This window comes from Brevundimonas bullata, from assembly GCF_003350205.1.
GTDB lineage: Bacteria > Pseudomonadota > Alphaproteobacteria > Caulobacterales > Caulobacteraceae > Brevundimonas > Brevundimonas bullata.
Window position 1 is genome coordinate 38,268 of sequence record NZ_QLLC01000007.1, and the last position, 25,154, is coordinate 63,421.

The 25,154-nt window shown below is 66.8% G+C and carries 22 protein-coding genes; 13 read left to right on the top strand and 9 right to left on the bottom strand.

Going from position 1 to position 25,154, the window contains the following annotated elements; genetic code table 11:
- Positions 1 to 5 precede the first annotated feature (5 nt).
- The gene (aspS, locus tag DXK21_RS04825) at positions 6 to 1,835 is read right to left on the bottom strand and encodes an aspartate--tRNA ligase (protein ID WP_114816647.1); all 1,830 of its coding nucleotides are present in this window, start codon (positions 1,833 to 1,835) and stop codon (positions 6 to 8) included.
- A gap of 175 nt (positions 1,836 to 2,010) precedes the next feature.
- On the opposite strand from aspS, the gene DXK21_RS04830 reads away from it, so the two are divergent.
- Genes DXK21_RS04830 through DXK21_RS04840 form a run of 3 tightly spaced genes read left to right on the top strand, consistent with a single transcriptional unit; the run spans position 2,011 to position 6,488 of the window.
- The gene (locus DXK21_RS04830) at positions 2,011 to 2,685 is read left to right on the top strand and encodes a P-loop NTPase family protein (RefSeq protein WP_114816729.1); all 675 of its coding nucleotides are present in this window, start codon (positions 2,011 to 2,013) and stop codon (positions 2,683 to 2,685) included.
- Between the two features lie 51 nt (positions 2,686 to 2,736).
- The gene (locus DXK21_RS04835) at positions 2,737 to 4,968 is read left to right on the top strand and encodes an RNA degradosome polyphosphate kinase (RefSeq protein WP_114816648.1); all 2,232 of its coding nucleotides are present in this window, start codon (positions 2,737 to 2,739) and stop codon (positions 4,966 to 4,968) included.
- The gene (locus tag DXK21_RS04840; protein ID WP_114816649.1) at positions 4,968 to 6,488 is read left to right on the top strand and encodes a Ppx/GppA phosphatase family protein; all 1,521 of its coding nucleotides are present in this window, start codon (positions 4,968 to 4,970) and stop codon (positions 6,486 to 6,488) included. Before DXK21_RS04835 ends, DXK21_RS04840 begins: the two co-directional genes overlap by 1 nt.
- A gap of 57 nt (positions 6,489 to 6,545) precedes the next feature.
- On the opposite strand, the gene rnd is transcribed toward DXK21_RS04840, so the two are convergent.
- Entirely contained in the window at positions 6,546 to 7,697 is a 1,152-nt protein-coding gene (gene rnd, locus DXK21_RS04845) for a ribonuclease D (RefSeq protein ID WP_114816650.1), read from the bottom strand.
- 81 nt (positions 7,698 to 7,778) lie between these two features.
- Here rnd and purM point away from each other — a divergent pair, with 81 nt between their 5' ends.
- The 3 genes from purM to DXK21_RS04860 all read left to right on the top strand — a co-directional run bounded on the left by purM (position 7,779) and on the right by DXK21_RS04860 (position 11,672).
- Positions 7,779 to 8,816: a phosphoribosylformylglycinamidine cyclo-ligase gene (gene purM / locus DXK21_RS04850; protein WP_114816651.1), complete on the top strand. Its 1,038-nt coding sequence runs from the start codon at positions 7,779 to 7,781 to the stop codon at positions 8,814 to 8,816.
- Between the two features lie 60 nt (positions 8,817 to 8,876).
- On the top strand, positions 8,877 to 9,488 hold the full coding sequence (gene purN / locus DXK21_RS04855) for a phosphoribosylglycinamide formyltransferase (protein WP_114816652.1): 612 nt from the start codon (positions 8,877 to 8,879) through the stop codon (positions 9,486 to 9,488).
- 114 nt (positions 9,489 to 9,602) lie between these two features.
- Positions 9,603 to 11,672, top strand: coding sequence for a M13 family metallopeptidase (locus tag DXK21_RS04860; RefSeq protein WP_114816653.1), 2,070 nt, complete (start codon positions 9,603 to 9,605; stop codon positions 11,670 to 11,672).
- Positions 11,673 to 11,754: 82 nt separating this feature from the next.
- Here the strand turns inward: DXK21_RS04860 and DXK21_RS04865 are convergent, their stop codons facing one another.
- Entirely contained in the window at positions 11,755 to 11,964 is a 210-nt protein-coding gene (locus DXK21_RS04865) for a hypothetical protein (protein ID WP_114816654.1), read from the bottom strand.
- Between the two features lie 121 nt (positions 11,965 to 12,085).
- Positions 12,086 to 12,505 (bottom strand): nucleoside-diphosphate kinase, encoded by a 420-nt coding sequence (gene ndk, locus DXK21_RS04870; RefSeq protein WP_114816655.1) that lies wholly within the window; start codon positions 12,503 to 12,505, stop codon positions 12,086 to 12,088.
- 96 nt (positions 12,506 to 12,601) lie between these two features.
- Here ndk and DXK21_RS04875 point away from each other — a divergent pair, with 96 nt between their 5' ends.
- Together DXK21_RS04875 and DXK21_RS04880 are read left to right on the top strand one after the other, a co-directional pair.
- Entirely contained in the window at positions 12,602 to 14,485 is a 1,884-nt protein-coding gene (locus tag DXK21_RS04875) for an ABC-F family ATP-binding cassette domain-containing protein (RefSeq protein WP_114816656.1), read from the top strand.
- Positions 14,485 to 14,733, top strand: coding sequence for a DUF2164 domain-containing protein (locus tag DXK21_RS04880; RefSeq protein ID WP_114816657.1), 249 nt, complete (start codon positions 14,485 to 14,487; stop codon positions 14,731 to 14,733). Before DXK21_RS04875 ends, DXK21_RS04880 begins: the two co-directional genes overlap by 1 nt.
- Positions 14,734 to 14,907: 174 nt before the next feature.
- Here DXK21_RS04880 and DXK21_RS04885 read toward each other — a convergent pair whose 3' ends face one another.
- From DXK21_RS04885 to DXK21_RS04905, 5 genes are read right to left on the bottom strand one after another with little or no spacing between them, the layout of a single operon-like run.
- On the bottom strand, positions 14,908 to 15,156 hold the full coding sequence (locus tag DXK21_RS04885; protein WP_162790581.1) for a hypothetical protein: 249 nt from the start codon (positions 15,154 to 15,156) through the stop codon (positions 14,908 to 14,910).
- A gap of 20 nt (positions 15,157 to 15,176) precedes the next feature.
- The gene (locus DXK21_RS04890) at positions 15,177 to 15,464 is read right to left on the bottom strand and encodes a hemolysin (RefSeq protein WP_114816659.1); all 288 of its coding nucleotides are present in this window, start codon (positions 15,462 to 15,464) and stop codon (positions 15,177 to 15,179) included.
- Between the two features lie 19 nt (positions 15,465 to 15,483).
- Positions 15,484 to 15,849 carry a hypothetical protein gene (locus tag DXK21_RS16865; protein WP_245945107.1) on the bottom strand — a complete coding sequence of 122 codons (366 nt, stop codon included), beginning with the start codon at positions 15,847 to 15,849 and terminating at the stop codon, positions 15,484 to 15,486.
- Complete coding sequence (locus DXK21_RS04900) at positions 15,807 to 16,268, bottom strand: DNA polymerase III subunit chi (protein WP_114816660.1); 462 nt, start codon at positions 16,266 to 16,268, stop codon at positions 15,807 to 15,809. Before DXK21_RS04900 ends, DXK21_RS16865 begins: the two co-directional genes overlap by 43 nt.
- A gap of 28 nt (positions 16,269 to 16,296) precedes the next feature.
- Entirely contained in the window at positions 16,297 to 17,772 is a 1,476-nt protein-coding gene (locus DXK21_RS04905) for a leucyl aminopeptidase (protein WP_114816661.1), read from the bottom strand.
- Positions 17,773 to 17,927: 155 nt separating this feature from the next.
- Between DXK21_RS04905 and DXK21_RS04910 the strand changes: the two genes are divergently transcribed.
- The 5 genes from DXK21_RS04910 to pdxA all read left to right on the top strand — a co-directional run bounded on the left by DXK21_RS04910 (position 17,928) and on the right by pdxA (position 25,151).
- Positions 17,928 to 19,061 carry an LptF/LptG family permease gene (locus tag DXK21_RS04910; protein ID WP_114816662.1) on the top strand — a complete coding sequence of 378 codons (1,134 nt, stop codon included), beginning with the start codon at positions 17,928 to 17,930 and terminating at the stop codon, positions 19,059 to 19,061.
- Positions 19,058 to 20,161 carry an LPS export ABC transporter permease LptG gene (lptG, locus tag DXK21_RS04915; RefSeq protein WP_114816663.1) on the top strand — a complete coding sequence of 368 codons (1,104 nt, stop codon included), beginning with the start codon at positions 19,058 to 19,060 and terminating at the stop codon, positions 20,159 to 20,161. The genes DXK21_RS04910 and lptG overlap by 4 nt, the downstream gene beginning before the upstream one ends.
- A gap of 41 nt (positions 20,162 to 20,202) precedes the next feature.
- A complete protein-coding gene (locus DXK21_RS04920) occupies positions 20,203 to 22,686 on the top strand; it encodes an LPS-assembly protein LptD (protein WP_114816664.1) in 2,484 nt (827 codons plus the stop codon).
- Between the two features lie 96 nt (positions 22,687 to 22,782).
- The gene (locus DXK21_RS04925; RefSeq protein ID WP_178827489.1) at positions 22,783 to 24,135 is read left to right on the top strand and encodes a peptidylprolyl isomerase; all 1,353 of its coding nucleotides are present in this window, start codon (positions 22,783 to 22,785) and stop codon (positions 24,133 to 24,135) included.
- Complete coding sequence (gene pdxA / locus DXK21_RS04930; RefSeq protein WP_211305970.1) at positions 24,135 to 25,151, top strand: 4-hydroxythreonine-4-phosphate dehydrogenase PdxA; 1,017 nt, start codon at positions 24,135 to 24,137, stop codon at positions 25,149 to 25,151. The genes DXK21_RS04925 and pdxA overlap by 1 nt, the downstream gene beginning before the upstream one ends.
- Positions 25,152 to 25,154 lie beyond the last annotated feature (3 nt).

The window sequence follows — 25,154 nt, forward strand, 5'->3', positions numbered from 1 at the left end:
GCCGCCTATTTGAGCGGCAGGGCCGTGCGGATCGACAGTTCCTTCAGCTGCCTGTCAGCGGCCTCGGCGGGCGCGCTCATCAGCAGGTCCTGGCCCTGCTGGTTGAGCGGGAAGGCGATGACCTCGCGGATGGCCGTCTGGTTGGCCAGCAGCATGACGATGCGGTCGATGCCGGGGGCCAGACCGCCGTGCGGCGGGGCGCCGAAGCGGAAGGCGTTCAGCATGCCGCCGAACTGCTCCTCGACCACCGAGGCGTCGTAACCGGCGATCTCGAAGGCCTTGAGCATGATCTCGGCCTTGTGGTTACGGATCGCGCCCGAGCACAGCTCATAGCCGTTGCAGACGATGTCGTACTGATAGGCGCGGATGGTGAGCGGGTCCTGCGTCTCCAGCGCCTCCATCCCGCCTTGCGGCATCGAGAAGGGGTTGTGGCTGAAGTCGACCTTCTTCTCTTCTTCCGACCATTCGAACATCGGGAAGTCGACGATCCAGCAGAACTTGAACTGCGCCTCGTCGACCAGCTTCAGCTCCGTGCCGACGCGGGTGCGGGCCAGACCGGCGAACTTGGCGAAGACGGCGGGGTCGCCGGCGGTGAAGAAGGCGGCGTCGCCCTTGCCCAGACCCAGCGCGGTCATCAGGGCCTCAGTCGGCTCCTGACCCAGGTTCTTGGCGATGGGACCGCCCCAGGCCTGCTGATCGTCCGACCAGAAGATGTAGCCCAGGCCCGGCTGGCCCTCGCCCTGCGCCCACGAGTTCATGCGGTCGCAGAAGGCGCGCGAACCGCCCGTCGGGGCCGGGATCGCCCAGACGGCGTTCTTGGCGTCCGCGCCCAGGATCTTGGCGAACAGACCGAAACCGCCGTCGCGGAAGTGGTCCGACACGTCCTGCATCTTGATCGGGTTGCGCAGGTCCGGCTTGTCCGAACCGTACCACTTCATCGACTGGGCATAGGTCAGACGCTCAAAGCCCTTGTGCTCGAACGTCTCGCCGAAGTCGTTGGTGAAGGTGTGGACGCCGTCGATCGGCGAAACCGGCTTGCCCTCGCCGAACTCGTTGAAGACGCCGTTCATCAGCGGCTCGATGGCGGCGAAGACGTCTTCTTGCGTCACGAAGCTCATCTCGACGTCGAGCTGGTAGAATTCCAGCGAACGGTCGGCGCGCAGGTCTTCGTCGCGGAAGCAGGGCGCGATCTGGAAATAGCGGTCAAAGCCCGAGACCATCAGCAGCTGCTTGAACTGCTGCGGGGCCTGCGGCAGGGCGTAGAACTTGCCCGGATGCATACGCGACGGGACCAGGAAGTCGCGCGCGCCTTCCGGCGACGAGGCCGTCAGGATTGGGGTCTGGTACTCAAGGAAGCCCTGCTCGACCATGCGCTGGCGGATTGAGTGGATCACCTTGGAGCGCAGGACGATGTTCTTGTGCAGGGTTTCGCGGCGCAGGTCGAGGAAGCGGTTCTTGAGGCGGATTTCCTCAGGATACTCCGGCTCGCCAAAGACCGGCAGCGGCAGTTCGGCGGCTTCCGACAGCACTTCAATGGCCAGGACGCGGACTTCGATCTCGCCGGTGGGCAGGTTGGCGTTGGTGGTTTCGGCCGAGCGGCTGACCACTTCGCCGTCGATCTTGATGACGCTTTCGGCGCGCAGACGCTCGACGGCTTCAAAGCCCGGCGTCTCCGGGTGCAGCACCAACTGGGTCAGGCCGTAGTGGTCGCGCAGGTCGATAAACAGCAGACCGCCGTGGTCGCGCTTGCGGTGAACCCAGCCCGACAGACGAACATTCGCGCCCGCATCCGTCGAACGGAGGGCGCCGCAGGTATGGGTGCGATAGGCGTGCATGATCGGATATCGTCTGAAAACGGCTGTAGAACAGCGTGAATTAGGAGGGGCGAAAGGCCCATCATCGCCCCGGAAAGTCAAGGCTGGCGGCTAAATCCACAGCGCTGCGCGGTTGTCCACCGCCCCAGGGAACCTGCCCACAGCGCTTCCGGCGGCCTCTGCTATGGTTCACGGCATGACGGCCCTGGGTTCGGACATTCAGCAACTGCGCCTGCCCCTGCGGCAGGAGGCGTCGCAACGCGCGACGGATTTCGTCGTGTCCGAATCCAATTCTAGAGCCGCCGCGGTGCTGGCGACCTGGCCCGAGATGGCCGGTTCGATCCTGTCGATCTTCGGCCCGCCCGGCAGCGGCAAGAGCCATCTGGCCGCCGCCTGGGTCGAGCGCACCGGCGCCGTCGCCCTGCACGGCGCCGAGGCCGCCCTGGTCGATCCGCTGGAGCTTGAAGGCCAGTTCGTCCTGCTGGACCGCGCCCAGGACGCCGACGACGAGAGCCTGTTCCACCTGATCAACCTGACCCAGTCGGGCGGCGGCGCCCTGTTGCTGGTGTCGCGCGATCCGCCGGCAGCCTGGGCGTGCAGCCTTCCCGACTTGCGCTCGCGCCTGAACGCCATTCGCACCGTGGGCGTCGAGGCGCCCGACGACGCCGTCTTGGGGGCCATGCTGAAGCGCGCCTTCGCCACGCGCAACATCACGCCGAGCGACGAAGTGATCGACTATCTGGCCCGGCGCATCGACCGTTCAGCCGCCGCCGTCGAGAACATCGTGGACAGGTTGGACGCCTACCACCGCCCGGTCACGCGCGTTCTGGCCCGTCAGGTTCTGGGCGACAGCGACGAACTGTCTGACTGATCCGGCCAGATCACGGTTGCAGCCGTCACAGGCCCGCGCGACAACAGTCAAATGACTGAAATCGCGCCCATCGCCGTCGACACCACCGGCGAGGAAGTCCCCTCGTCGCGCGCCCCGCAGCTGGAGCTGTCGGAGGCGCTGATGAACTCGCCCGAACGCTTCATCAATCGCGAGCTGTCCTGGCTGGCCTTCAACGGGCGCGTGCTGGAAGAAGCCGCCAACGAGGGCCACCCGCTGCTGGAGCGGGTTCGCTTCCTGTCGATCTCGGCCAACAACCTGGATGAGTTCTTCATGACCCGCGTGGCGGGCCTGAAGGGTCAGGTGCGCGAGCGCGTCCGCGTCGTCTCGCCCGACGGCCTGACTCCCGCCGAACAGTTGGAACAGGTCAACGCTGCCGCCGGGGGCCTGATGGCCGAGCAGCAACGCCGCTGGCGCGTCCTGCGCAAGGAAATGGCCGCCGCAGGGATCGAGGTCGTCGAAAGCTCCAAGATCACCCGCACCGAGCGCGAACGACTGGAACCCGAGTTCCTCAATCAACTGTTCGCCGTCCTGACCCCGATGGCGATTGATCCGGCCCACCCCTTCCCCTTCCTGCCCAACCTTGGCTTCTCGCTGGCGCTGAAGCTGCGCCGCAACAGCGACCACCGCATCCTCTACGCCATGGTGCCCGTGCCGACCCAGGTGAAGCGCTTCTGGCCTCTGGCGACGGACGGACGCTCGGCGCCGGGCCGCAAGCGTTTCGTCTCGCTGGAAAACCTGCTTCTGCTGTTTATCGACCACCTCTTCCCAGGCTGTGAAATCCTGGAAAAGGGCCTGTTCCGCCTGATCCGCGACTCGGACATCGAGATCGAGGAAGAGGCCGAAGACCTGGTCATGGAGTTCGAGGAGGCGTTGAAGCAGCGCCGCATGGGCTCGGTCGTCAGGATCAAGATCCAGGCCTCCATGCCCGAGGACCTGCGCAACTTCATCATCGCCGAACTGCACGCCCAACCTCAGGACGTGGTTCTGGTCGAGGGGATGCTGGGGCTGGCGCAACTGGCCGAACTGATTACCGGCGGCCACCCTGACCTGAAGTTCAAGGGCTATGAACCACGCTATCCCGAGCGGGTGCGCGATAACGGCGGCGACATCTTCGCCGCGGTGCGCGAAAAGGACATGCTGATCCACCACCCGTTCGAGAGCTTCGACGTAGTGGTCCAGTTCCTGCGACAGGCCGCGCGCGATCCCAACGTCATCGCCATCAAGCAGACCCTGTACCGCACCTCCAAGGACAGCCCCATCGTCGCCGCCCTGATCGAGGCGGCCGAGAACGGCAAGAACGTCACCGCCCTGATCGAGCTGAAGGCGCGCTTTGACGAAGAAGCCAACCTGCGCTGGGCGCGGCAGATGGAACGGGCCGGCGTCCACGTCGTCTTCGGCTTCGTGGAGTGGAAGACCCACGCCAAGCTGAGCGTGGTGGTCCGACGCGAGGGCGAGGCCTTGCGCACCTACTGTCACTTCGGCACCGGCAACTATCACCCGACGACGGCCAAGATTTACACCGACCTCAGCCTGTTCACCTGCGAGCCCGTGCTGGGCCGCGACGCCACGCGGGTGTTCAACTACATCACCGGCTATGCCGCACCCGACGAGTTGGAGGCCCTGGTCGTCTCGCCGCTGAACATGAAGACCAGCCTGATCGAGATGATCGGCAAGGAGATGTCCGCCGCCGCCAAGGGCAAGCCCGCCGCCATCTGGGCCAAGATGAACGCCCTGGTCGATCCCGAGATTATCGACGCCCTTTACCGGGCCAGCCAACAGGGCGTGCGGATCGAACTGGTCATCCGGGGCATCTGCTGCCTGCGCCCCGGCGTGCCGGGCCTGTCCGAGAATATCCGGGTCAAGTCCATCGTCGGCCGCTTCCTGGAGCACAGCCGCATCATCGCCTTCGCCAACGGCCACGACCTGCCCAGCAACAAGGCCCGCCTCTACATCTCGTCCGCCGACTGGATGCCGCGCAATCTGGATCGCCGGGTCGAACTGATGACGCCGATTCTGAACGCGACCGTCCACGATCAGGTGCTGGATCAGATCATGGTCGCCAACCTGAAGGACGACGCCCAGAGCTGGGTGCTGGAGGCTGACGGAACCTATCGTCGCGTCACGCCCTCCGGTCCTGAACGTCCCTTCTCGGCCCACAAGTATTTCATGACCAATCCCAGCCTTTCGGGACGCGGCCGCAAGGTGAAGACCCTGCCCGGCGCCCTGTCCTATTCGGGTCTCAAGCCCCGGAAGCAGCGCTGATGGGCGTCGAGGCCGAATACCCGTCGCGTCAGATCGCGGTCATCGACATCGGCTCCAACTCGGTCCGTCTGGTGCTCTACCGGCTGGAAGGCCGGGCGGTCTGGACCATGTTCAACGAAAAGGTCCTGGCCGGCCTGGGCCGTGATCTGGCCGCCACCCGACGCCTGTCCGTCCCCGGCGTGGTCTCGGCCATGACGGCGCTGCGCCGCTTCGCCGCCGTGATCGAGGGCGTCCAGCCGGATCAGACCATCATCGCCGCCACCGCCGCCGTGCGCGAGGCCGAGGACGGACCCGACTTCTGCGCCCGCGTGGCCGCCGAGACAGGTCTGCAGGTCCGCGTCCTCAGCGGCGAGGAAGAAGCCCGCTATTCCGCGCTCGGCGTCCTGGCCGGCGCGCCCGGTTCAAGCGGCGTGGCCGCCGACATGGGCGGCGCCAGCCTGGAACTGACCCGAATCGGCAACGGCGGCCGCAACCGTCCGCTGGACAAGGGCGTGACCCTGCCGCTGGGGCCGTTCTCCCTGGCCGACCCCAAGGGGTTCGATGTCGAGCGTCTGCGCGCCCGCATCGCCAGGCGCCTGGCCCCGGTCGCCGACGTCTATGCCACGACCGACCTGCACGCTGTCGGCGGGGCCTGGCGCAGCCTGGCCCAGATGCACATGGCCATGACCGAGCATCCGCTACGGATCGTCCACGAATACGCAATGACCGCCGCCGACGTGCGCGATCTGACCCGTCTGGTGGCGCGTCAGTCCAGGGCCTCGCTGGAGAAACTGCCGGGCGTGTCCAAGCGCCGGGCCGAGACCCTGCCTTACGCCGCCCTGGTGCTGGACGGCCTGATCGACGCGCTTGGTCTGAAGTCCGTAACATTCTCGGCCTGGGGCGTGCGCGAGGGTCTGCTCTACGCCGGTCTGTCGCCCGAGATGGCGGCGGTCGATCCCTTGCTGGCCGGTTGCTCCGCCTGGGGCGGTCGGCAAGGCGTGGACCCGGCCCTGCCGCGCGCTCTGGACGGCTGGCTGCAACCCGTCGTCTCGGCCATGCCCGAGGCCTTTGGCGAGGAACGCGACGCGGTTCTGACCTCGTCGGTCTGCCGCCTGGCCGACCTCGGCGCGCGCCTGCATCCTGACCATCGGGTCGATCTGGTCTTTAATCAAGTGCTGCGCTCGCCCATTCCGGGTCAGACCCACGCCGAACGCGCCTTCCTGGCCGTGGCCATGAACGCCCGCTATGGCGGCGAGGCCAAGACGCCCTCGCCGGGCGCTATCGATCGCCTGCTGTCGGAAACGGGCCAGAAGCGCGCCCGCGCCCTGGGCCTGGCCATGCGCCTGGCCTGCGATCTGTCGGGCCGCTCGCCGCAGCTCCTGGCCAACGCCGCCGCCACGGTCGAGAAAGGCGCGCTGCGCATCACCGCAGCCGACGGCTATGCCGACATGCTGCTGGGCGAGCAGACCCGCCGCCGCGCCAAGGCCCTGGCCGAGGCCATGGGACTGGGGCTGAAGATGCAGGAAGCGACGCCGCACTGACGTCCAAACGAAAGAGGCCGGCGTTTCCGCCGGCCTCTTCTTCGCTGGTTCCGAAACTCAGCCTTCGATTTCGACGACTTCGACCCGCGAGCCGTTCAGCACCAGGGCGATCTCGCCCTTCTTGAGCTTCAGCGCGTCTTCGCCGAACAGCTGACGACGCCAGCCCTTCATGGCCTCGACGTCGGCGTTGTCGTCGTTGGCGATCTTTTCCAGATCGGCGACGTTGGCGATCAGCTTGGTGGCCACGCCGGCGTTGTCGCTCTTGGCCTTCAGCAGCACCTTCAGCAGTTCGACCACCGAGGGCGGCGCCGGCTGGCTGTGCGCCGGACGCTCCAGCTTGGGCGCATGAGCTTCCGGGTCGGCCAGAACACGTTTCAGTTCGGCGGCCAGTTCGATGCCCAGGCGCGAACCGCCAAAGCCCTTGGGCACCGAACGCAGACGGTTGAAAGCCTCGGGATCGGTCGGGGCCTGGGTCGCGATCTCATCGATGCCCTCATCCTTCAGGATGCGGCCGCGCGGCTGGTCGCGTTCCTGCGCCGCGCGTTCGCGCCAGACAGCCGTGGCGACAAAGGCGGACAGATACTTGGCGCTGAACTTCTTGGGCTTCAGTCGCTTCCACGCATTCTCGGGCGTGGTGTCATAGAGGGCCGGATCGGTCAGGGCGCCCATTTCGGACATGACCCAGTCCAGACGACCTTCCTTCTGCAGTCGATCACGCAGCTTGGGATAGAGGGCGGCCAGATGGGTCACGTCGCCCAGGGCATAGACCAGTTGCGCGTCCGACAGCGGGCGGCGCGCCCAGTCGGTGAAGCGGCTGCCCTTGTCCAGTTCCTGGCGCAGCATCTGGCGGACCAGCTGTTCATAGCTGACCTGATCGCCGAAACCGGCGGCCATGGCGGCGACCTGGGTGTCGAACATCGGCTTGGGCATCGCGCCCAGGCGGTTGAAGATCTCCACGTCCTGGCGGGCGGCGTGGAAGACCTTGAGGATCGATTCGTCGCGCAGCAGGGCGAGGAAGGGCTCCAGGTCCAGATCCTCGGCCAAGGGGTCGATGATCGCGGCGTCCGTCGGCGAAGCGGCCTGGATCAGGCAAAGCTTGGGCCAGTAGGTCGTTTCGCGCATGAACTCAGTGTCGACCGTGACGAACGGGGCCTTGGCCAGCCGTTCACAGAACTCGATTAGCGCGTCATTGGTGGTGATTGGCGTCATTCCGATGCTATAGCCCCGCGCGACGCCGTTGTGGCAAGAGCGCCGCGACAGATTTTCGCCCCCGATATCGAGCCGTGACCGATGAGCGACACCCCCGAAGCCCTGAAAAACGGCCTCACCTACGCCGATGCAGGCGTGGATATCGACGCCGGAGAAATGTTGGTCGACGCGATCAAACCCCTGGCCAAGTCGACTCGCCGCCCCGGCGCCGAGGCTTCGCTGGGCGGATTCGGCGCCCTGTTCGACCTTAAGGCCGCCGGTTTTGAAGACCCGCTGATCGTCACCACCACGGACGGCGTCGGCACCAAGCTGAAAATCGCCATCGAGACCGGCCGTCATGACGGCGTGGGCGTCGACCTGGTCGCCATGTGCGTCAACGACCTGCTGGCGCAAGGCGCCGAGCCGCTGATGTTCCTGGACTACTACGCCACGGGCAAGCTGGACGTGGACGCCGCGCGTCGCGTCGTCGCTGGGATCGCCGAGGGCTGCCGCCAGTCGGGCAGCGCCCTGGTCGGCGGCGAGACGGCCGAAATGCCGGGCATGTATTCGGGCGGCGACTATGATCTGGCCGGCTTCTCGGTCGGCGCGGTCGAGCGCGGCCAGGTCCTGCCCTATCTGGACCAGCAGAAGGCCGGCGACATCATCATCGGCCTGGCTTCGTCCGGTCCGCACTCGAACGGCTATTCGCTGATCCGCAAGGTGGTCGAGAAGTCCGGTCTGGCCTGGGGCGACGACGCCCCCTTCGCCAAGGACCGCACCCTGGCTCAGGCCCTGATGGAGCCGACCCGCATCTATGTGAAGCCGGTCCTGCCGCTGATGAAGGCCGGTCTGATCAAGGGCGCGGCCCACATCACCGGCGGCGGCCTGATCGAAAACCCGCCGCGCTGCATCGCCGAGGGCCTGCAAGCCGCGTTCGACTGGAACGCCTGGGCCCTGCCCCCGGTCTTTGAATGGCTGGGTCAGGTCGGCGGCATTTCCGACCACGAACTGCGCCGCACCTTCAACTGCGGCGTCGGCTTCATGCTGATCGTCTCGCCTGAAAACGCCGAGCCGGTCCTCGCCGCCCTGCTGAACGCCGGCGAAGAAGCCTTCATCTGCGGACAACTGGAAGCCGCGTGATACGATCTGGCCCCGGTCGCACGCCGGGGCCGTTCGCTCTTGTCTCGCCAGAGCCGCCCCATGCCGACTGAAACCGCCAAATCCAAGACCCGCGTGGCCGTGCTGATCTCCGGCTCAGGCACCAACATGGCCTCGCTGATCGCGGCGGGTCAGGCGGCGGACGCCCCCTATGAAGTCGTGGTGGTCATTTCCAACGTCGCCGACGTGGCGGGACTGGAAAAGGCCCGCGCCGCAGGCGTCGAGGCCCTGACCGTCGAGCACAAGCCGTTCGGCAAGGACCGCGAGGCGCATGAGCGCGCCATCGACGCCCTGCTGGTCGAACGAAACGTCGAGGTCATCGCCCTGGCCGGCTACATGCGCCTGCTGACGCCCTGGCTGGTGCAGAAATGGGCGGGGCGCATGGTCAACATCCACCCCTCGCTGCTGCCCCTCTATCCCGGCCTGAACACCCACGCCCGCGCCATCGAGGCGGGCGACGCTGAGGCGGGCTGCACCGTCCACGTCGTCACTGAAGGCGTCGATGAGGGCCCGGCCCTTGGTCAGGCCCGCGTGGCTATCCTGCCCGGCGATGACGCCGACACCCTGGCTGAACGGGTCAAGGCGGCGGAGCACGCCCTGTATCCGCAGACGCTGGCCGCATTCGTCGCCCGTCAGGTCCAAGCCCAACCTTAACGATTTTTAATGCGACAGCCGGTCGCAGGCGGGAGCAGTTTCCCCGTCAAGATCGGCCCGGCCAAACCTGACATGGTCGGCGACCGCTCGCCTGTTTCCACATGGGAAGACCCGATGTCCAAGACCCGCCTGATGGGCGCCGCCGGCCTGGCGCTCGCCTTCGCGCTCTCCGCCCAAGCCGCTTCCGCCCAGAACGCCCACGCCGGCCACGCCGCGCCAGCCGCCGCCGCTGACGCGCCGCAGATCCATCCCTGGGGCTTTGACCTGAACGGTCGCGACCTGACCGTGAAGCCGGGCGACGACTTCAACGCATACGCCAACGGAACCTATTTACGGGATACCGAGATCCCTGCGGACAAGGCCCGCTTCGGCCCGTTCGACGTCCTGTACGAAAACGCCCAGAGCCAGCTGAAGTCCATCATCGAGACCAGCGCCGCCACCCCGACCAACGCCAATGCGCAAAAGGTCGGCGCCCTCTACGCCAGCTTCATGGACGAGGCCCGCGTCAACCAGCTGGGAGCCCAGCCGCTCGCCGCTGACCTGGCCGCCGTCCGCGCCGTCGCCGACCACAGCGGCATGGCTCGTCTGATGGGCGAAAGCCACGCCGGTTTCGGCGGCTCCCTGTTCGGCGTCGACGTGTTCGAAGACCTGCAGAACCCCAACCTCAACTCGGCCTATATGGGCCAGGGGGGCCTGGGCCTGCCTGACCGCGACTACTACCTGAAGGCCGACTTCGCGCCACAGCGTGAGGCCTATGTCGCCTACATCACGCGCGCCCTGACGGCCGCCGGCTGGTCCAGCCCGGCCCAGGCCGCCGCCGACATCCTGGCCTTCGAAACCAAGGTGGCCGAAAAGCACTGGACCACGGTCGAGCGTCGCCAGATCGACAAGATCTACAACCCGGCGCCGACCGCCGACCTGACCCGGCTGGCCCCCGGCTTTGACTGGACCGCCTTCCTGCAAGGCGCCCAGATCGGCGACGTGAAAAACATCGTCCTGATGGAAAACACCGCCTTCCCCGGCATCGCCCAGGTCTTCGCCGACACCTCGCTGGACACGCTGAAAGCGTGGGAAGCCTTCCAGATCGTCGATCAGGCCGGCCCCTACCTGTCCGACGCCTTTGTCGATTCGCGCTTCGAGTTCCGCGGCAAGACCCTGCGCGGTCAGCCCGAGAACCGTCCGCGCTGGAACCGCGGCGTGGCCCTCGTCGACGGCCAGCTGGGCGAGGTTCTGGGCCAGGAATATGTGCGCCTGCACTTCCCCGCCTCGTCCAAGACCCAGATGGAGGCCCTGGTCGCCAACCTCAGCGCCGCCATGACCGAGCGCCTGAAGAAGCTGGACTGGATGAGCGAGCCGACGCGCGAGCAGGCCCTGCTCAAGATGTCCAAGTTCGGCGTCAAGATCGGCTATCCCGAGAAATGGCGCAGCTATGACGGCCTGGAACTGTCGGCCGGCGACCTCTACGGCAACGTCGAACGCTCCTCGGCCTTCGACTGGGCCTGGAAGCGCAGCAAGATCGGCCAGCCGGTCGATCCGCTGGAATGGGGCATGACCCCCCAGACGGTGAACGCCTATTACAATCCGCCGCGCAACGAGATCGTCTTCCCGGCCGCCATCCTGCAACCGCCCTTCTTCGACCCGAAGGCCGACCCGGCGGTCAACTACGGCGGTATCGGCGCCGTCATCGGCCACGAGATCACCCACGGCTTCGACGATCAGGGCCGCAAGTCGGACGCCAACGGCGTCCTGCGCGACTGGTGGACGCCGGAAGACGCCGCCCGCTTCGAGGAACGCGCCAAGGTCCTGGGCGCCATCTACGACGCTCAGGAGCCCATTCCCGGCACGCCCATCAACGGCGAGCTGACCATGGGCGAGAATATCGCCGACCTCGGCGGTCTGCTGATGGCGCTGGACGCCTATCATCGCAGCCTGAACGGCCAGCCGGCGCCCGTCATTGACGGCCTGACCGGCGAACAGCGCGTCTTCCTCGGCTGGGCTCAGGTCTGGCGCGAGAAGTCGCGTGAGGCGGCGCTGAAGGAGCAGCTGACGACCGACCCGCACTCGCCGGGCGCCGCCCGCGCCTCGACCCCGCCGCGCAACATCGACGCCTGGTACGCCGCCTTCGGCGTGACCCCGGATCAGGCCCAGTACATCGCCCCGGAAAGCCGCGCCCGCATCTGGTAAGCGGCTCGGTCCTATCGGACACGAAAACGGCGTCAGCTTCGCAGCTGACGCCGTTCTTGTGTCCGGGGACGCCCGGATAAGGTCAGTTCGGCTTCTTCGGCGTGGTCACAGCACCGCCGATCGCGCCGATGGCGGCGCCGGCGACGGTTGCGCCAGTATTGCCGCCGATGGCCTGACCGGCGACTGCGCCGCCGATGGCCCCCGTGGCGGCGCGTTGTTCCGTGGTCGTGCCGCAAGCGGCCAGCAGGCCTGCGAGGCCGATAACCGGAGCCAGTTTGAGGATCGTCTTCATGGCGGTCTTCCTTGATGGCTAAACAGGTAACAGGACCGTGAAAACGAAACGGCCCGCCTCCGGTTCCGGAGGCGGGCCGCTTTATTGCAGAGCTAGGCCGCGCTAGGCGGCCGCTCAACATTTAGCCAACGATATCGGCGTCCGTGAAGAACTGCGCGATTTCGATGCCGGCGTTTTCCAGCGAGTCCGAACCGTGGACCGAGTTTTCGCCGATCGACAGGGCGAACAGCTTGCGGATCGTGCCTTCGGCGGCGTCGTTCGGGTTGGTGGCGCCCATGACTTCGCGGTACTTGGCGACGGCGTTGTCGCCTTCCAGCACCTGCACGACGACCGGCTCAGCGATCATCTGCGACACCAGTTCGCCGTAGAAGGGACGCTCGGCGTGCACTTCGTAGAATTTCTTGGCTTGTTCTTCGGTCAGCTTGATGCGGCGCTGAGCGACGATGCGCAGGCCAGCGCCTTCGATGACGGCGTTGATCGCGCCGGTCAGGTTGCGGCGCGTGGCGTCGGGTTTGATGATCGAGAAAGTGCGTTCGGTCATGGGAAGACTCTTTGCGGTTTGGTAGTTTGAGGGTCGCGGGCTTATAGCGGCGCCCTCCCCGCTTTCCAACCGCCACCTCAACGTCAGTCGTTTTCCATGCTCCAGATCACCAACCTGACGTTCAACGCCTGGGGCCGCCAGTTCCTCGACGACGCCTCTGTCAGCCTTCCGCCCGGCGCAAAGGTCGGCCTGGTCGGCCGCAACGGCATCGGCAAGTCGACCCTGTTCAAGCTGATTCTGGGCGAACTGGCCGCCAACGGCGACGAGGTCAGCCTGCCCAAGACCGCCCGCGTCGGCTCGGTCGATCAGGAACACCCCGCCACGCCCGACAGCGTGCTGGACACAATTCTGGAAGCCGATGTGGAGCGCCACACCCTGCTGACCCGGCTGGAAACGGCTCCGCCCGAGGAAATGGGCGAGATCTGGGCGCGCCTGATAGACATCGACGCCGACTCAGCTCCCGCCCGCGCCAGCGAAATCCTGGCCGGTCTGGGCTTCAGCCAGGAGGACCAGCAGCGTCCCATGTCCGAGTTCTCGGGCGGCTGGCGGATGCGCGTGGCCCTGGCCGCCGCCCTGTTCTCCGAGCCCGACATGCTGCTGCTCGACGAACCGACCAACTACCTCGACCTGGAAGGCGCCCTGTGGCTGGAAAGCCGGTTGCAGAAATATCCGCACACGGCCCTGATCATCAGCCATGACCGCGAACTGCTGAACAACAGCTGCACCCACACCCTGCACCTGGCGAACCGCAAGCTGGAGCTCTACACCGGCGGCTACGACATGTTCGAAAAGGCGCGCGCCGAGAAGGCCCGTCTGCAACTGTCGGCCAAGGCCAAGCAGGACGCCGAGCGCGCTCACCTGCAAGCCTTCGTGGACCGCTTCAAGGCCAAGGCCTCCAAGGCCGCCCAGGCACAGTCGCGGATGAAGCGTCTGGCGAAGATGGAGCCCGTCTCGACCACCATCGAGGAACGCGTCGCCCCCTTCACCCTGCCCTCGCCGCCGCGCCCCCTGGCGCCGCCGCTGATCCGCCTGGAACGCGCCAACGTCGGCTATGAGACCGGCAAGCCCATCCTGCGCAACCTGAACCTGCGCATGGACCTGGACGACCGCATCGGTCTGCTGGGCGTCAACGGCGCGGGCAAGTCGACCTTCGCCAAGATGATCGCCGGCGCCCTGAACGTCTCCGAGGGCGAACTGCACCGCGACAAGAAGATGCGCGTGGGCTGGTTCCACCAGCATCAGATCGAAGCCATGGACCCGACCGACACCCCGCTGGAAATCATCCGCCGGGCCATGCCGGACGCCAATGAAAGCAGCCGTCGCTCCAAGTTGGCCCAGTTCGGCCTCGGCTACGAAAAGCAGGAAACCACGGTCGAGAGCCTATCGGGCGGCGAACGCGCCCGTCTGCTGCTGAACATGGTGGCGATGGATGCGCCCCACGTCCTGATCCTCGACGAGCCGACCAACCACCTGGACATCGACAGCCGCCGCGCCTTGCTGGACGCGCTGAACGACTACAACGGCGCCGTCATCCTGATCACCCACGACCGCTCGCTGATGGAGATGGTCGCTGACCGCCTGTGGCTGGCCGCCGACGGCACGGTGAAGCCTTATGACGGCGACATGGACGACTATCAGAAGTTCGTCCTCGACCGCGCCAAGGCCGCCGCCGTCAAGCCCAGCCAGATCAAGCAGGAGGCCGCAGCCGCGGCCCCCGCTCCAGGCGGCAAGAAGAAGAACGACAAGAAATCAGGCCCCTCGCCCTCGACCCTGCGTCATGCGGTCAAGAAGGCCGAAGAGCGCATGGCCGCCCTGAGCGCCGAGGTCGCCCGCATCGACGACGACCTGGCCAACGCCGCCGTGTCGAACCCCAAGGCGCTGGAAGGCCTGACGCGCGCCCGCGCCAAGACTCAGACCGATCTGGACGCCGCCGAGGCCGCCTGGGTCGAGGCCGAAGAAGCCTTGGCCGCCGTGTCCTGATGAGCAAGAAGGCCCAGCCCTCGGCCCTGACCCGCGACGAAATGCAGGAGGCCGCCAGCCGCCTGCGAACCTATCTGCGCGAGGAAATGGACATCGAGGCGGGCCAACTGCCCGCGGAAATGCTGGTCGAGTTCATCGAACGCGACATAGGCAGGCTGTTCTACAATCGGGGTCTGCGCGACGCCGAGACCGTGGTGCGCCAGAAGGTCGAGGACATCGCCGACGCCCTCTACGGCCTTGAACGCTAACGAAGGACGTCATCCCGGCCGAAGCCTCGCGGAGCGAGGCGCAGAGCCGGGACCGCCCAGGACGCAGACATCAGAGCATCCTGCGGTCCCGGATAGCGGCTTCGCCGCTTCCGGGATGACGATCCGTTCAGCCCAGCCCCCTGAACCCGCGTCGTCGGAAGGTCGCAGACAGCCTTAGCCGCAATCGACCTTTTCTATGATCCCGGTCTTCTCGTTGAAGCGGACATTGGTTCGCTCGGCCCGATAATCCGTTGTGGCCGGGCAGGTCGTGCAGATGATCCGAACATTGGCGTTGGATGCGAAATCCACCGCCCCGACGTGGCTGCCGATCAGCGACTGGCCCGCCGCTGAATCACAACGCTGGGCCAGATCAACCGGCTCTACCGTCTTGGGAGCGCAGGCCCCAAGGGCGACGAACGCCACCCCCAAGATCAGAAACGCCCTCATCCGCACGAAACGCGCGTCACGACATTGGTCGTATCGTCATAGGTGAAGGTCACGCGGTTATCGCGGTAATCCATGGTCGCGGCGCAGCTGCTGCACAGGACGCGGAAGATGCGGCCCGCCGGGGCGGTCGGGATCGTCGAGCGATTGCGCCCGACATACTCCTGATAGTCGCTGGCCTTGCACATGACGGGCGTCGGCTCGCCGCCGGGGGCGGTCATGCTCGGCGCACAGGCCGAGAGCGCCACGGCGCCGGCAAATGCCGTCAGCATCAGAATCGTCTTCATGGCGTCTCTCCGTTTCGGCCTAGCCGCAGCTCACGCGCTCGACGATGCCGGTCTGCTGATTATAGAAAATATTCAGTCGGTAAGGCGAATAGTCTTCAGTGACAGGACAGGTGCTGCACACCACGCGACGGTTCACCACATCCACCGGAACGGGGATCTCGCTTCTCGGTTTCCCGACCAGCCACTGAAGCTCGCCCGCCTTGCAGACGTCGGCGTCGTTCTGAGGCATGCGTGTGCCGACCGGCTGGCTCTGGCGCGCCTGTTCAACAATGGCCGGCGCCGAGGGGCGCGTCGACGGCGACGAGGACGAGCAGCCGGCGATGGCCAGCAGCCCCAGAACGATCAGGCCGCCTTTTCCCAGCGCCCTTCGTCCGTCTGTTTCCAATAGGCCAGATTGGCCTTGGCAGTTTTCAGCGTGCGCCAGCGCTCGCGCGCCTGCTGCAAGGCCTGTTCGTTCCGACCGTCGAAAATGATGAAGCACCGCTCGTACCCTTCCGTAGCCCCCAGCTCTGACTCATCGACGATGAACAGCGCCTGAGCAGCATTCAGGTTCTCACCCGATTCGGACAGAAGGATCGGTTGCCGGGCCGCGTGAGCCTCCGACGCCAGGCCATGCGGCAGGAAGCTGTCGGGGCGGTAGGTCCACAGCTGTTCGTCGATCTCGTCGAGGCGGTGGGACGCCGCCCCGCGCACCACGGCGCGCCAACCCCGCTGGAGGGTCTTCTCCAGCAGGCCCGGCAGCACCTGATCCAGCGTCGAGCGCTCCAGGTGGTAGAACCAGATTTCCGGCTTGGCGTCAGACACCCGGCTCTACCCCCAGAAGCTTATCGGATCAGGCTTCGTATTTGTCAGCGACCATGCGGTCCAGCAGACGCACGCCATAGCCCACGGCGCCGTCCGGCACGGTCGGGTTGCGGCTGTCCTTGACCCAGGCGGTCGGGGCGATGTCGATATGCGCCCACGGCGTGCCGTTGGTGAAGCGTTGCAGGAACAGGGCGGCGGTGATCGAACCCCCGGCGCGGCCGTTGCCCATGTTCTTCACATCAGCAATGGGGCTGTCGATATGACGCTCGTAGGCCGCCGGGATCGGCATGCGCCAGACGTTTTCGCCGACCTTGGGACCGGCGGCCAAAATGGCGTTGGCCACGTCGTCATCATTCGAAAAGACGCCTGCATATTCCAGACCCAGCGACACAATCATGGCGCCCGTCAGGGTGGCCAGGTCGATCATGAATTTCGGCTTGAAACGCTCCTGCGTGTACCAGAGCGCGTCGGCCAGAACGAGGCGGCCCTCGGCGTCGGTGTTCAGCACCTCGACCGTCTGGCCCGACATCGATACGACCACGTCGCCCGGACGCTGAGCCTTGCCGTCCGGCATGTTCTCGACCAGGCCGAGCACGCCGACCACGTTGACCTTGGCCTTGCGCCCCGCCAGGGCGTGCATCAGACCGGCCACGGCGGCGGCGCCGCCCATGTCCCACTTCATTTCTTCCATGCCGTCAGCGGGCTTCAGCGAAATGCCGCCGGTGTCGAAGCAGACGCCCTTGCCGACGAAGGCGATGGGGGCCTCGCCTTCCTTGCCGCCGTTCCACTTGATGACGGCCAGCTGGCTTTCACGCTCCGACCCGACGCCGACGGCCAGCAGGGTGTTCATGCCCAGCTTTTCCATCTCGGCCTCGCCCAGGATCTCGACTTCCAGACCCAGGCGCTCCAGTTCCTTCACCCGACGCGCGAACTCGGCCGGATAGAGGACGTTGGCGGGCTCGGCGACCAGATCACGCGAGAACAGCACGGCGTCGGCAACCGCCGACAGCGGGCCGAAGGCGGCCTCAGCGGCGGCCACGTCAGACGTCACGACACGGACGGTCGTCACCGACGGAATCTTGTCGGCCTTCTGCTTGGTCAGGTATTTGGCGAAGCGGTAGGCGGCCAGGCGCACGGCGAAACCGGCGCGCGCGGCCTGCTCGGCCGACAGGTGGGCGGCGTCGATGGTCAGGACTTCGGCGCCCGACAGCTTGGACGCGTGATAGGCGGCGGCGGCGGCGGTCTCGACCGCCAGATCGTCGAACTTGTCCGCCGCGCCTGCACCGACCAGCAGCACCGAGTTGGCGTCGACTCCCGCCGGGGCCGCAACCATCAGGCTGCTGTTGGCGCCGCCGGTGAAGCGGCTGTTCGTCATCGCCTTGGTCAGAGCGCCCGACGCGGCGGCGTCGAGGGCCGAGCCCGTGCCGGCCAGCGCACGGCCGTCATGGACCAGGACGGCAAGGATTTCGGCGGCGCTGGGGGAAGCGACGAACTCGATTTTCATGAAATCTACTCCAGGCCGAGGTTTTGTGCCCCGGTCGTGCTTGAATCGGACATGGACGCACCAGCAGTTTCGCCGCTGCGTCCGGATGTGTATTACATGGCCCGCATCGCTCGCGGCTGCAACTCGCTCGCCCCCCGAAACGCTTTTTCCCGATCATGACGCTGATTCAAGGCTACCTTTTCCGCCAGATCGGCCTGCCTGTCGTGGCGGCCTGCGCGGCGCTGGCCGGAATCGGCCTGCTGAGCCAGAGCCTCGATCAGCTCGAGGTCATCGTCGAGCGCGGCCAGAGCATCTGGGTCATGGCCAAGCTGACCCTGCTGACCCTGCCGCAACTGATCGCCGTCATCCTGCCCATCGGCCTGTTCGTCGGTGCCCTGATCGCCCTGACGCGGCTGCAACGCGAGCAGGAGCTGACCGCCGCCTACGCTGCGGGCGTCAGCCGCTGGTCGCTGATCCGACCTGCAGTTCAGATCGCCGTCATCGTCGCCGTCGTCGCTCTGATCACCAATGTCTTCGTCCAGCCCTGGGCCCAGCGCGAGGCGCGGCGTCAGGCCTTCGCCATCCGCACCGACCTGGCCGCCCTGTTGGTCGAGGAAGGCCGCTTCGTCCAGGGGCCAGGCGGCCTGACCGTCTATGTGCAGCAGATTGAACAGAACGGCCTGCTGAAGAACCTGTTCGTCTATCTCGACAACGGCAAGACGGTCACCACCTGGGACGCCGAAACCGCCCGCTTCGGCCGCATCGACGGGGTGCCGGTCCTGACCATGCAGAACGGCTCGATGCAGCGCTATTCGTCGCGCGACGTGCTGAACCAGCTGTCCTTCGACCAGCAGGTCTTCGACCTGTCGCCCTATACCAAGACGACCGAGCGCATCCGCTTCAAGCCGTCCGACCTTTGGCTGACCGAACTGTTCAACCCCACGCCCGCCCTGCTGGAAAGCGCCGGGACGCGCGGCGAACTGCTGGCCGAGGCCCATTCGCGGCTGGCCTCGCCGCTTTACGCCCTGGCGGCCATGGCCCTGGCCCTGACCGCCATCCTCGGCGGATCGTTCAGCCGCACGGGATACAGCGGCCGCATCGCCAAGGCCGCGGGCGTCTTCCTGGTGGTGCGCGTCGTCGGCTACGGCCTGGTCGCGGCCAGCGCCTGGAACGGCGCGCTGAACCTGCTGCAATACCTGCTGCCGCTGGCCACTTGTTTCGTGGCCCTGCGCCTGCTGTTCCGCGCGCTGAAGCCGCATCGACGGCGCGTCTGGGCGCCCTATGAACGTTTCAAGGCGAGGTTCGCATGAGGCTCCGTCTCGGCCGCATCGAACGCTATGTTCTGGTCCAGCAGTTCCGCGCCCTGGCCGTCGCCCTGGCCATCATCTCCGCCCTGGTGATGCTGATCGACTTCGTCGAGGTGTCGCGCGGGCTGAACTCGTCCGGCGAACTGTCCGGCGCCCGCATCTTCGGCCTGGTGCTGCTGAAATCGCCCAGCGTGATCGTCCAGCTTCTGCCCTTCGTCTTCCTGTTCGGAACGCTGGCGGCCTTTGTCGGGCTGAACCGGCGCAGCGAGCTGATCGCCATGCGGGCGGCGGGCATATCGGCCTGGCGCTTCGTCCTGCCGGCGGCGGCCGCCGCCCTGGTGCTGGGCGTGCTGACCGTCACCGTCTTCGGCCCGATGGCCGCGGCGGGCGACGGCTTGTGGCAGCTTGAGCGCGGGCGGATTTCCGGCTCCACCCCCGGCACGGACGCCCAGCAAGCCGTCTGGCTGCGCGAAGGCGACGCCAATCGGCAGATGATCATTCGCGGCGCACAGCAAGACCCCGCCAGCGGTCGCCTGCTGGACGCCAGCTTCTTCATCTACACCACCACCGCGGACGGTCGCCGCACCTTCACCGAGCGGATCGACGCGACCACGGCCTCGCTGACCGCCGGACGCTGGCGCCTGACTGACGCCACAGGCGCCCAGACGGGCCAACGCGCGGTGCGCTACGCCACGCTGGACCTGCCCTCGAACCTGGCCGACGAAGAAGCCTTCCAGCGCTTCGCCCGCCCGCAGTCGACGCCCTTCTGGTCGCTGCCGAACCAGATCCAGCGAATCGAGGACGCCGGTTTCGCCTCGACCGCCTACCGTCTGCGCCTGCAACAACTGCTGGCCACGCCGCTGATGTTCGCCGCCATGTCGATTCTGGCGGCGGCCTTCTCGTTGCGCCTCATGCGTCTGGGCGATCTCGCCAAGATGACGGTGGCGGCCGTGGTGCTAGGCTTCGCCTTCTTCTTCGTGAACCAGTTCTCCTCGGCCATGGGCTCGGCCGAGGTCGTGCCGCCCTTCCTGGCGGCCTGGCTGCCGCCTGTGTTGACGGCGCTCGCCGCCTTTACCTTGCTGTTCTATACCGAAGACGGCTAATCGGACGGCTTCCGGTCGCCCGGCAATTGAGTGGATTCCGCATGAGTGATCGCCGCATTCCCCGTGAGGGAGCCCTGCGCGTCCGGCTCCTGGCCGGCGCGGCGCTGATCGCGTGCCTGCCGGCCTTGCCGACGATGGCCCAGGTCGCCGCCGCCTCTCCGGTTCAGGCCCCCGCCGCCAGCCCCCAACCTGCCCCGAATACGCCCGGCGCCGACGGCCTGACGCCGGGCGGACTTTACGTGAACGCCGACGCCGCCGCCCGCGAGGGCGATGTCGTGACCGCCAGCGGCACGCCGGATGACCGCGTCTTCGCCCGTACCCGCGACCACAGCATTCGCGCCGAAGAAGTCACCTATGACCTGAAAAGCGGCGTCGCCACCGCCTCGGGCCAGGCCGAGGTTGTCGCCCCCGACGGCTCGGTCCTGCACGCCAGCCGCGTCGAACTGGACGCGGACTTCAAGGCTGGCGTCGCCACCGATCTGGCCCTGCGCCTGGCCAATGGCGCCAGCCTGATGGCCGCCACCGCCGTGCGCCGCTCGGAAAACGTCAGCGAACTGAACCGGGTCATCTTCACCCCCTGCCCGATCTGCGACGTCGACGGTCCCAAGCAGCCGACCATTTCGATCCAGGCGGACAAGGCGGTTCAGGACGAAAATCTGCGCGCCATCCTGTATCGCAACGCGGTCTTCCGCGTCGGCGGCGTGCCGGTCTTCTATCTGCCGGCCTTCGCCCACCCCGACCCCAGCGTCGATCGCGCCTCCGGCTTCCTGATCCCGCGCGTGGATTGGGACGAGGGCCGAGGCGGCTCGGTCGAAATCCCCTACCTGCTGGTGGTCTCGCCGTCCGAGGACTGGCTGTTCAGTCCGCAGATCAACACCAAGGTCGCGCCCTTGCTGAACCTGCAATGGCGCCGACGCTTCGAGAACGGGACCATCGTCGCGCGCGGCGGTTACACCTATGGCCGCAACTTCGGCGACTTCGACCTGGACGGGGACGGCGATACGGAAAGCAACGTCCGCTTTGGCGACCGCACCAGCCGCAGCTATCTGCTGGCCCACGGCAAGTTCGATCCCGACGGCCCGTGGCGCTATGGCTTCACCGCCGAGCGCGTGTCCGACAAGACCCTGTTCGACCGCTATGACGTCAGTTCCACCTATCAGGACAACGGCCTCTACTACGGCGACCGACGTCGCCTGATCAGCCAGGTCTACGCCGAGCGTCAGACCGAACGGTCCTATCTTTCGGTCGCCGCCTTCTCGATCCAGAGCCTGCGGCTGGACCCGCGCTATTCGGCGACGGACTTCCGCGACCCGAACGGCTTCAAGATCTTCGAGCGCGAGAGCACCCTGCCCCTGGTCGCGCCCATCGTGGACGCCCGGTGGGAGCCGGAAGGCCCTGTGTTCGGCGGACGCCTGCGTCTGCGCGGCTCGGCGGTCGCCCTGACCCGCGACGCCTATGTCGGCTTCCCCACCCTGCGCCCCGAGTTGATCCCGCCCGCACCGACCGACGCGCTGCCGGGCGTCGACAGCCGCCGTCTCACAGGCCAGGTCGACTGGCGGCGGACGATCATCACGCCCATGGGTCTGCGCTGGGAGCCGTTCATCGACGGCCGGCTGGATGTCTATTCTGTGGACGACCTGCCGCCGATGCTGGGCAAGACCTCCGACGTCCTGTCGCGTGGCCGCGCCAGCGCCGGGGTCGATGTCAGCTATCCGCTGTACCGTCGCCTCAGCGGCTCGTCAGACCTGGTGCTGGAACCGATGGCCCAGCTGTCGGCCTCGACCGACGCAGATCTGGACCCACGTATTCCCAACGAAGACAGCCAGACGCTGGAACTGGACGAAACCTCCCTGTTCCGCATGGATCGTTTCCCCGGCTACGACCTGATGGAAGGCGGGCTGCGCTTCACCGCCGGCGCCCGCGCCACCCTGCGCTGGGACGAAAAGCGATCGGCCAGCCTCTTTGTCGGACGCAGCATGCGCGCCGACGACCAGCGCGAGTTTCTGACGCCGATCCCGGATGATCCCGCTCGGCTCTATGACCCGTCCGGCGTCGCCTCGCGCACGACCGATTGGGTGGTCCAGGCGACCTTCGCGCCTTCTGATCGTATGCGCGGCTGGTTCCACGCCACCGTCGATGGGAACGGCGAGATCCGCCGGGCGGAAACGACCATTGATGGACGCTGGAGCCGCCGCAACGCCGCCAGCCTGAGCTACATCATCGACCGCTCCCATCCGGTCAACGGCCCGCTCAACCGCAACTATGAATTCGTTCAGCTTTCCGGCCAGCAGTTCATTCGCGGCAACTGGGGCGTGGCCGTCAACGGCATCGCTGACCTGGAGCGCGACATCATTACACGGTCCGAAGTCGGCCTGCTGTTCGACGACGATTGTTTCCGATTCGAACTCGGCTGGCGGCGTGATAACACCCGCGTGCGCCCGACCGGGCCATCCGAGGGCGTCTATGTCCGACTTAACCTCGCCACTTTCGGAGGTTCAGGTTATGATCGAAATGATATGCGGTAAGCATGGCGTGCAGGGGCGTGCGCCCTACATGGCCCGGAACGTTTAATGACGCTGCTGGGACCGGGTCGAGACCGCTTTAGGGAATCAGGACTGACGATGCGTTTGATGCGTTATACGACGGGCGTGGCCATGGCCGCCCTTATGGCCGGCACGACTATCGGACAGTCTGCGGCCCAGACGGCTCCGGCGCAGCCTGCGCCCGCTGCTGGAACGCTGAACCCTGCGGCGGAAGAAGCGCCTCAGCGCGCTGCCCCCGCCCCCCAGTTCCGCCTGTCCGACGGCATCATCGCCACCGTCAATGACCGGATCATCACCGGCTACGACCTGCGTCAGCGGATGCTGGTGCTGATGGCCATGACTCAGGTTCAACCCACCGAAGAGAACATCGGCGCCATCCAGCAGCAGGCGTTGAACGACCTGATCGAGCAGCACCTTCAGGCCGCCGAGATCGCCAAGTTCGAACAGCTGAAGATTTCCGACGCCGAAGTCGATCAGGAAATCGCCGGCATGGCCCGCGAGGCCGGCGCCACCCCGGAAAGCTATATGGCCTTCCTCGAACAGGGCGGCATCCGTCCCCAGCCCTTCCGCGAACAGCTGCGCACCGAAATCGGCTGGCGCGACCTGGTCGGCGGGCGTTTCCGCGACCGCGCCAAGGTCACGCGCACCCAGGTCGAGCAGGCCATGCGCCAACTGACCGAGTCCGCGACCAAGCCCCAGTATCTGGTCGGCGAAATCTACATCGAGGCCAACCGCGTCGGCGGCATGCAAGAAGCCGTCAACGGCGCCCGCCAACTGGTGCAACAGATGGTTCAGGGTGCCCCCTTCATGGCCGTCGCCCGCCAGTTCTCGGCCGCGCCTTCGGCGGCCCGCGGCGGCGACGCCGGCTGGGTGGTTCAGGGCACGGTCCAACCGGCCCTGGAGCAGGCGATGGCCTCGCTTGAGGTCGGCCAGCTGTCCAACCCCATCCCCGTCGATGGCGGCGTCTACATCCTCTATATGCGCGACAAGCGTTCAGGCGCGGCCACCAGCCTGGTTCAGATGAAGCAGGTCATGATCGAACTGCCGGAGACGGCGAGCGAGGCCGAAGTCGCGGCGGCGTCTCAACGTCTCGAAGCGCTCCGCAGCGGCACGACCTGCGACAACATCATCGAGCGCGCCCGCGCCGAGCAAGGCATGCTAGGCGCCGACCTGGGCGAAAGCGACGTCGCCAACCTGCTGCCGCAGTTCCAACAGGTCGCCCGCTCGGCCGAAGTCGGCACGGTCAGCAGCGTCGTCCGCACCCCGCTGGGCGTCCACATCCTGGCCGTCTGCGGTCGTCGCCTGGGCGGACCCGAGGCCCCCTCGGCGCAACAGGTCGAAGCCCGTCTGCAAAATCAGAACTTCGCCATGCTGGGCCGTCGTTATCTGCGCGACCTGCGGGCCGACGCCCTGATCGAAATCAAGCAGTGATGAGCGGGCGGCCGCTCATCGTCACGATGGGCGACCCCGCCGGCGTGGGGCCGGAAATCATCGCCAAGGCGTGGCCGGTTCTGGCCACGCCGCCCGGCCCGCTCGCCCCCGTCACCCCCTTCGCCGTCATCGGCGACGGCGACGTATTGGCGGCCCTCGGCGCGCCGGTGCAGCAGATCTTCAGCCCGTCCGAGGCCGCCGCCGTCTTCGGCCGCGCCATCCCGGTCCTGCACCACCCGGCCCCCGCGCCGGTGACGCCGGGCCAGCCCGATCCCCGCAACGCCATCGCCGTCGCCGACTGGATCGAGCGCGCCGTCGACCTGGTCATCTCGGGCGAAGGCTCCGGCGTCGTCACCGCCCCCATCGCCAAGGCGCCCATGTACGCCTCGGGTTTCCGCTTCCCTGGCCACACCGAGTTCATCGCCGAACTGACCGCCGACATGCCGTTTTCCGGCACGCGCGGCCCGGTCATGATGCTGACGGCCAAAGACCTGCGTGCCTGTCTGGTGACCATCCACGTCGCCATCGACCAACTGCCTGAGCTTGTGACCGCCGAACGCGTCATGCGCGTCGCCCGCGTCGTCCACGAATCGATGAAGCGCGATTTCGGCATTGCCGCCCCGCGCCTGGCCATGGCCGCCCTCAACCCCCACGCGGGCGAAGGCGGATCGATCGGCCTGCAGGAAATCGAGGTCCTGCGCCCCGCCGCCGCCGCCCTGCGCGCCGAGGGGCTGAACATCACCGACCCCCTGCCCGCCGATACCCTGTTCCACGATGAGGCTCGCGCCCGCTATGACGCGACCGTCTGCCTCTATCACGATCAAGCCCTGATCCCGGTCAAGACCCTGGACTTCTGGGGCGGGGTCAACGCCACCCTCGGCCTGCCCATCGTCCGCACCTCGCCCGACCACGGCACCGGCTTCGACATCGCCGGCAAGGGGATCGCCCGCGCCGACAGCTTCATCGCCGCCGTGCGTCTGGCTTCAGAGATGGCGGCGGCGCGCGCCACGCGCTAAGGC

Bases quoted from the DNA above. Each gene is read 5' to 3' on its own strand.
- aspS (WP_114816647.1), bottom strand. From the start codon at position 1,835: ATGCACGCCTATCGCACCCATACCTGCGGCGCCCTCCGTTCGACGGAT.
- DXK21_RS04830 (WP_114816729.1), top strand. From the start codon at position 2,011: ATGACGGCCCTGGGTTCGGACATTCAGCAACTGCGCCTGCCCCTGCGG.
- DXK21_RS04835 (WP_114816648.1), top strand. From the start codon at position 2,737: ATGACTGAAATCGCGCCCATCGCCGTCGACACCACCGGCGAGGAAGTC.
- DXK21_RS04840 (WP_114816649.1), top strand. From the start codon at position 4,968: ATGGGCGTCGAGGCCGAATACCCGTCGCGTCAGATCGCGGTCATCGAC.
- rnd (WP_114816650.1), bottom strand. From the start codon at position 7,697: ATGACGCCAATCACCACCAATGACGCGCTAATCGAGTTCTGTGAACGG.
- purM (WP_114816651.1), top strand. From the start codon at position 7,779: ATGAGCGACACCCCCGAAGCCCTGAAAAACGGCCTCACCTACGCCGAT.
- purN (WP_114816652.1), top strand. From the start codon at position 8,877: ATGCCGACTGAAACCGCCAAATCCAAGACCCGCGTGGCCGTGCTGATC.
- DXK21_RS04860 (WP_114816653.1), top strand. From the start codon at position 9,603: ATGTCCAAGACCCGCCTGATGGGCGCCGCCGGCCTGGCGCTCGCCTTC.
- DXK21_RS04865 (WP_114816654.1), bottom strand. From the start codon at position 11,964: ATGAAGACGATCCTCAAACTGGCTCCGGTTATCGGCCTCGCAGGCCTG.
- ndk (WP_114816655.1), bottom strand. From the start codon at position 12,505: ATGACCGAACGCACTTTCTCGATCATCAAACCCGACGCCACGCGCCGC.
- DXK21_RS04875 (WP_114816656.1), top strand. From the start codon at position 12,602: ATGCTCCAGATCACCAACCTGACGTTCAACGCCTGGGGCCGCCAGTTC.
- DXK21_RS04880 (WP_114816657.1), top strand. From the start codon at position 14,485: ATGAGCAAGAAGGCCCAGCCCTCGGCCCTGACCCGCGACGAAATGCAG.
- DXK21_RS04890 (WP_114816659.1), bottom strand. From the start codon at position 15,464: ATGAAGACGATTCTGATGCTGACGGCATTTGCCGGCGCCGTGGCGCTC.
- DXK21_RS04905 (WP_114816661.1), bottom strand. From the start codon at position 17,772: ATGAAAATCGAGTTCGTCGCTTCCCCCAGCGCCGCCGAAATCCTTGCC.
- DXK21_RS04910 (WP_114816662.1), top strand. From the start codon at position 17,928: ATGACGCTGATTCAAGGCTACCTTTTCCGCCAGATCGGCCTGCCTGTC.
- lptG (WP_114816663.1), top strand. From the start codon at position 19,058: ATGAGGCTCCGTCTCGGCCGCATCGAACGCTATGTTCTGGTCCAGCAG.
- DXK21_RS04920 (WP_114816664.1), top strand. From the start codon at position 20,203: ATGAGTGATCGCCGCATTCCCCGTGAGGGAGCCCTGCGCGTCCGGCTC.
- DXK21_RS04925 (WP_178827489.1), top strand. From the start codon at position 22,783: ATGCGTTTGATGCGTTATACGACGGGCGTGGCCATGGCCGCCCTTATG.
- pdxA (WP_211305970.1), top strand. From the start codon at position 24,135: ATGAGCGGGCGGCCGCTCATCGTCACGATGGGCGACCCCGCCGGCGTG.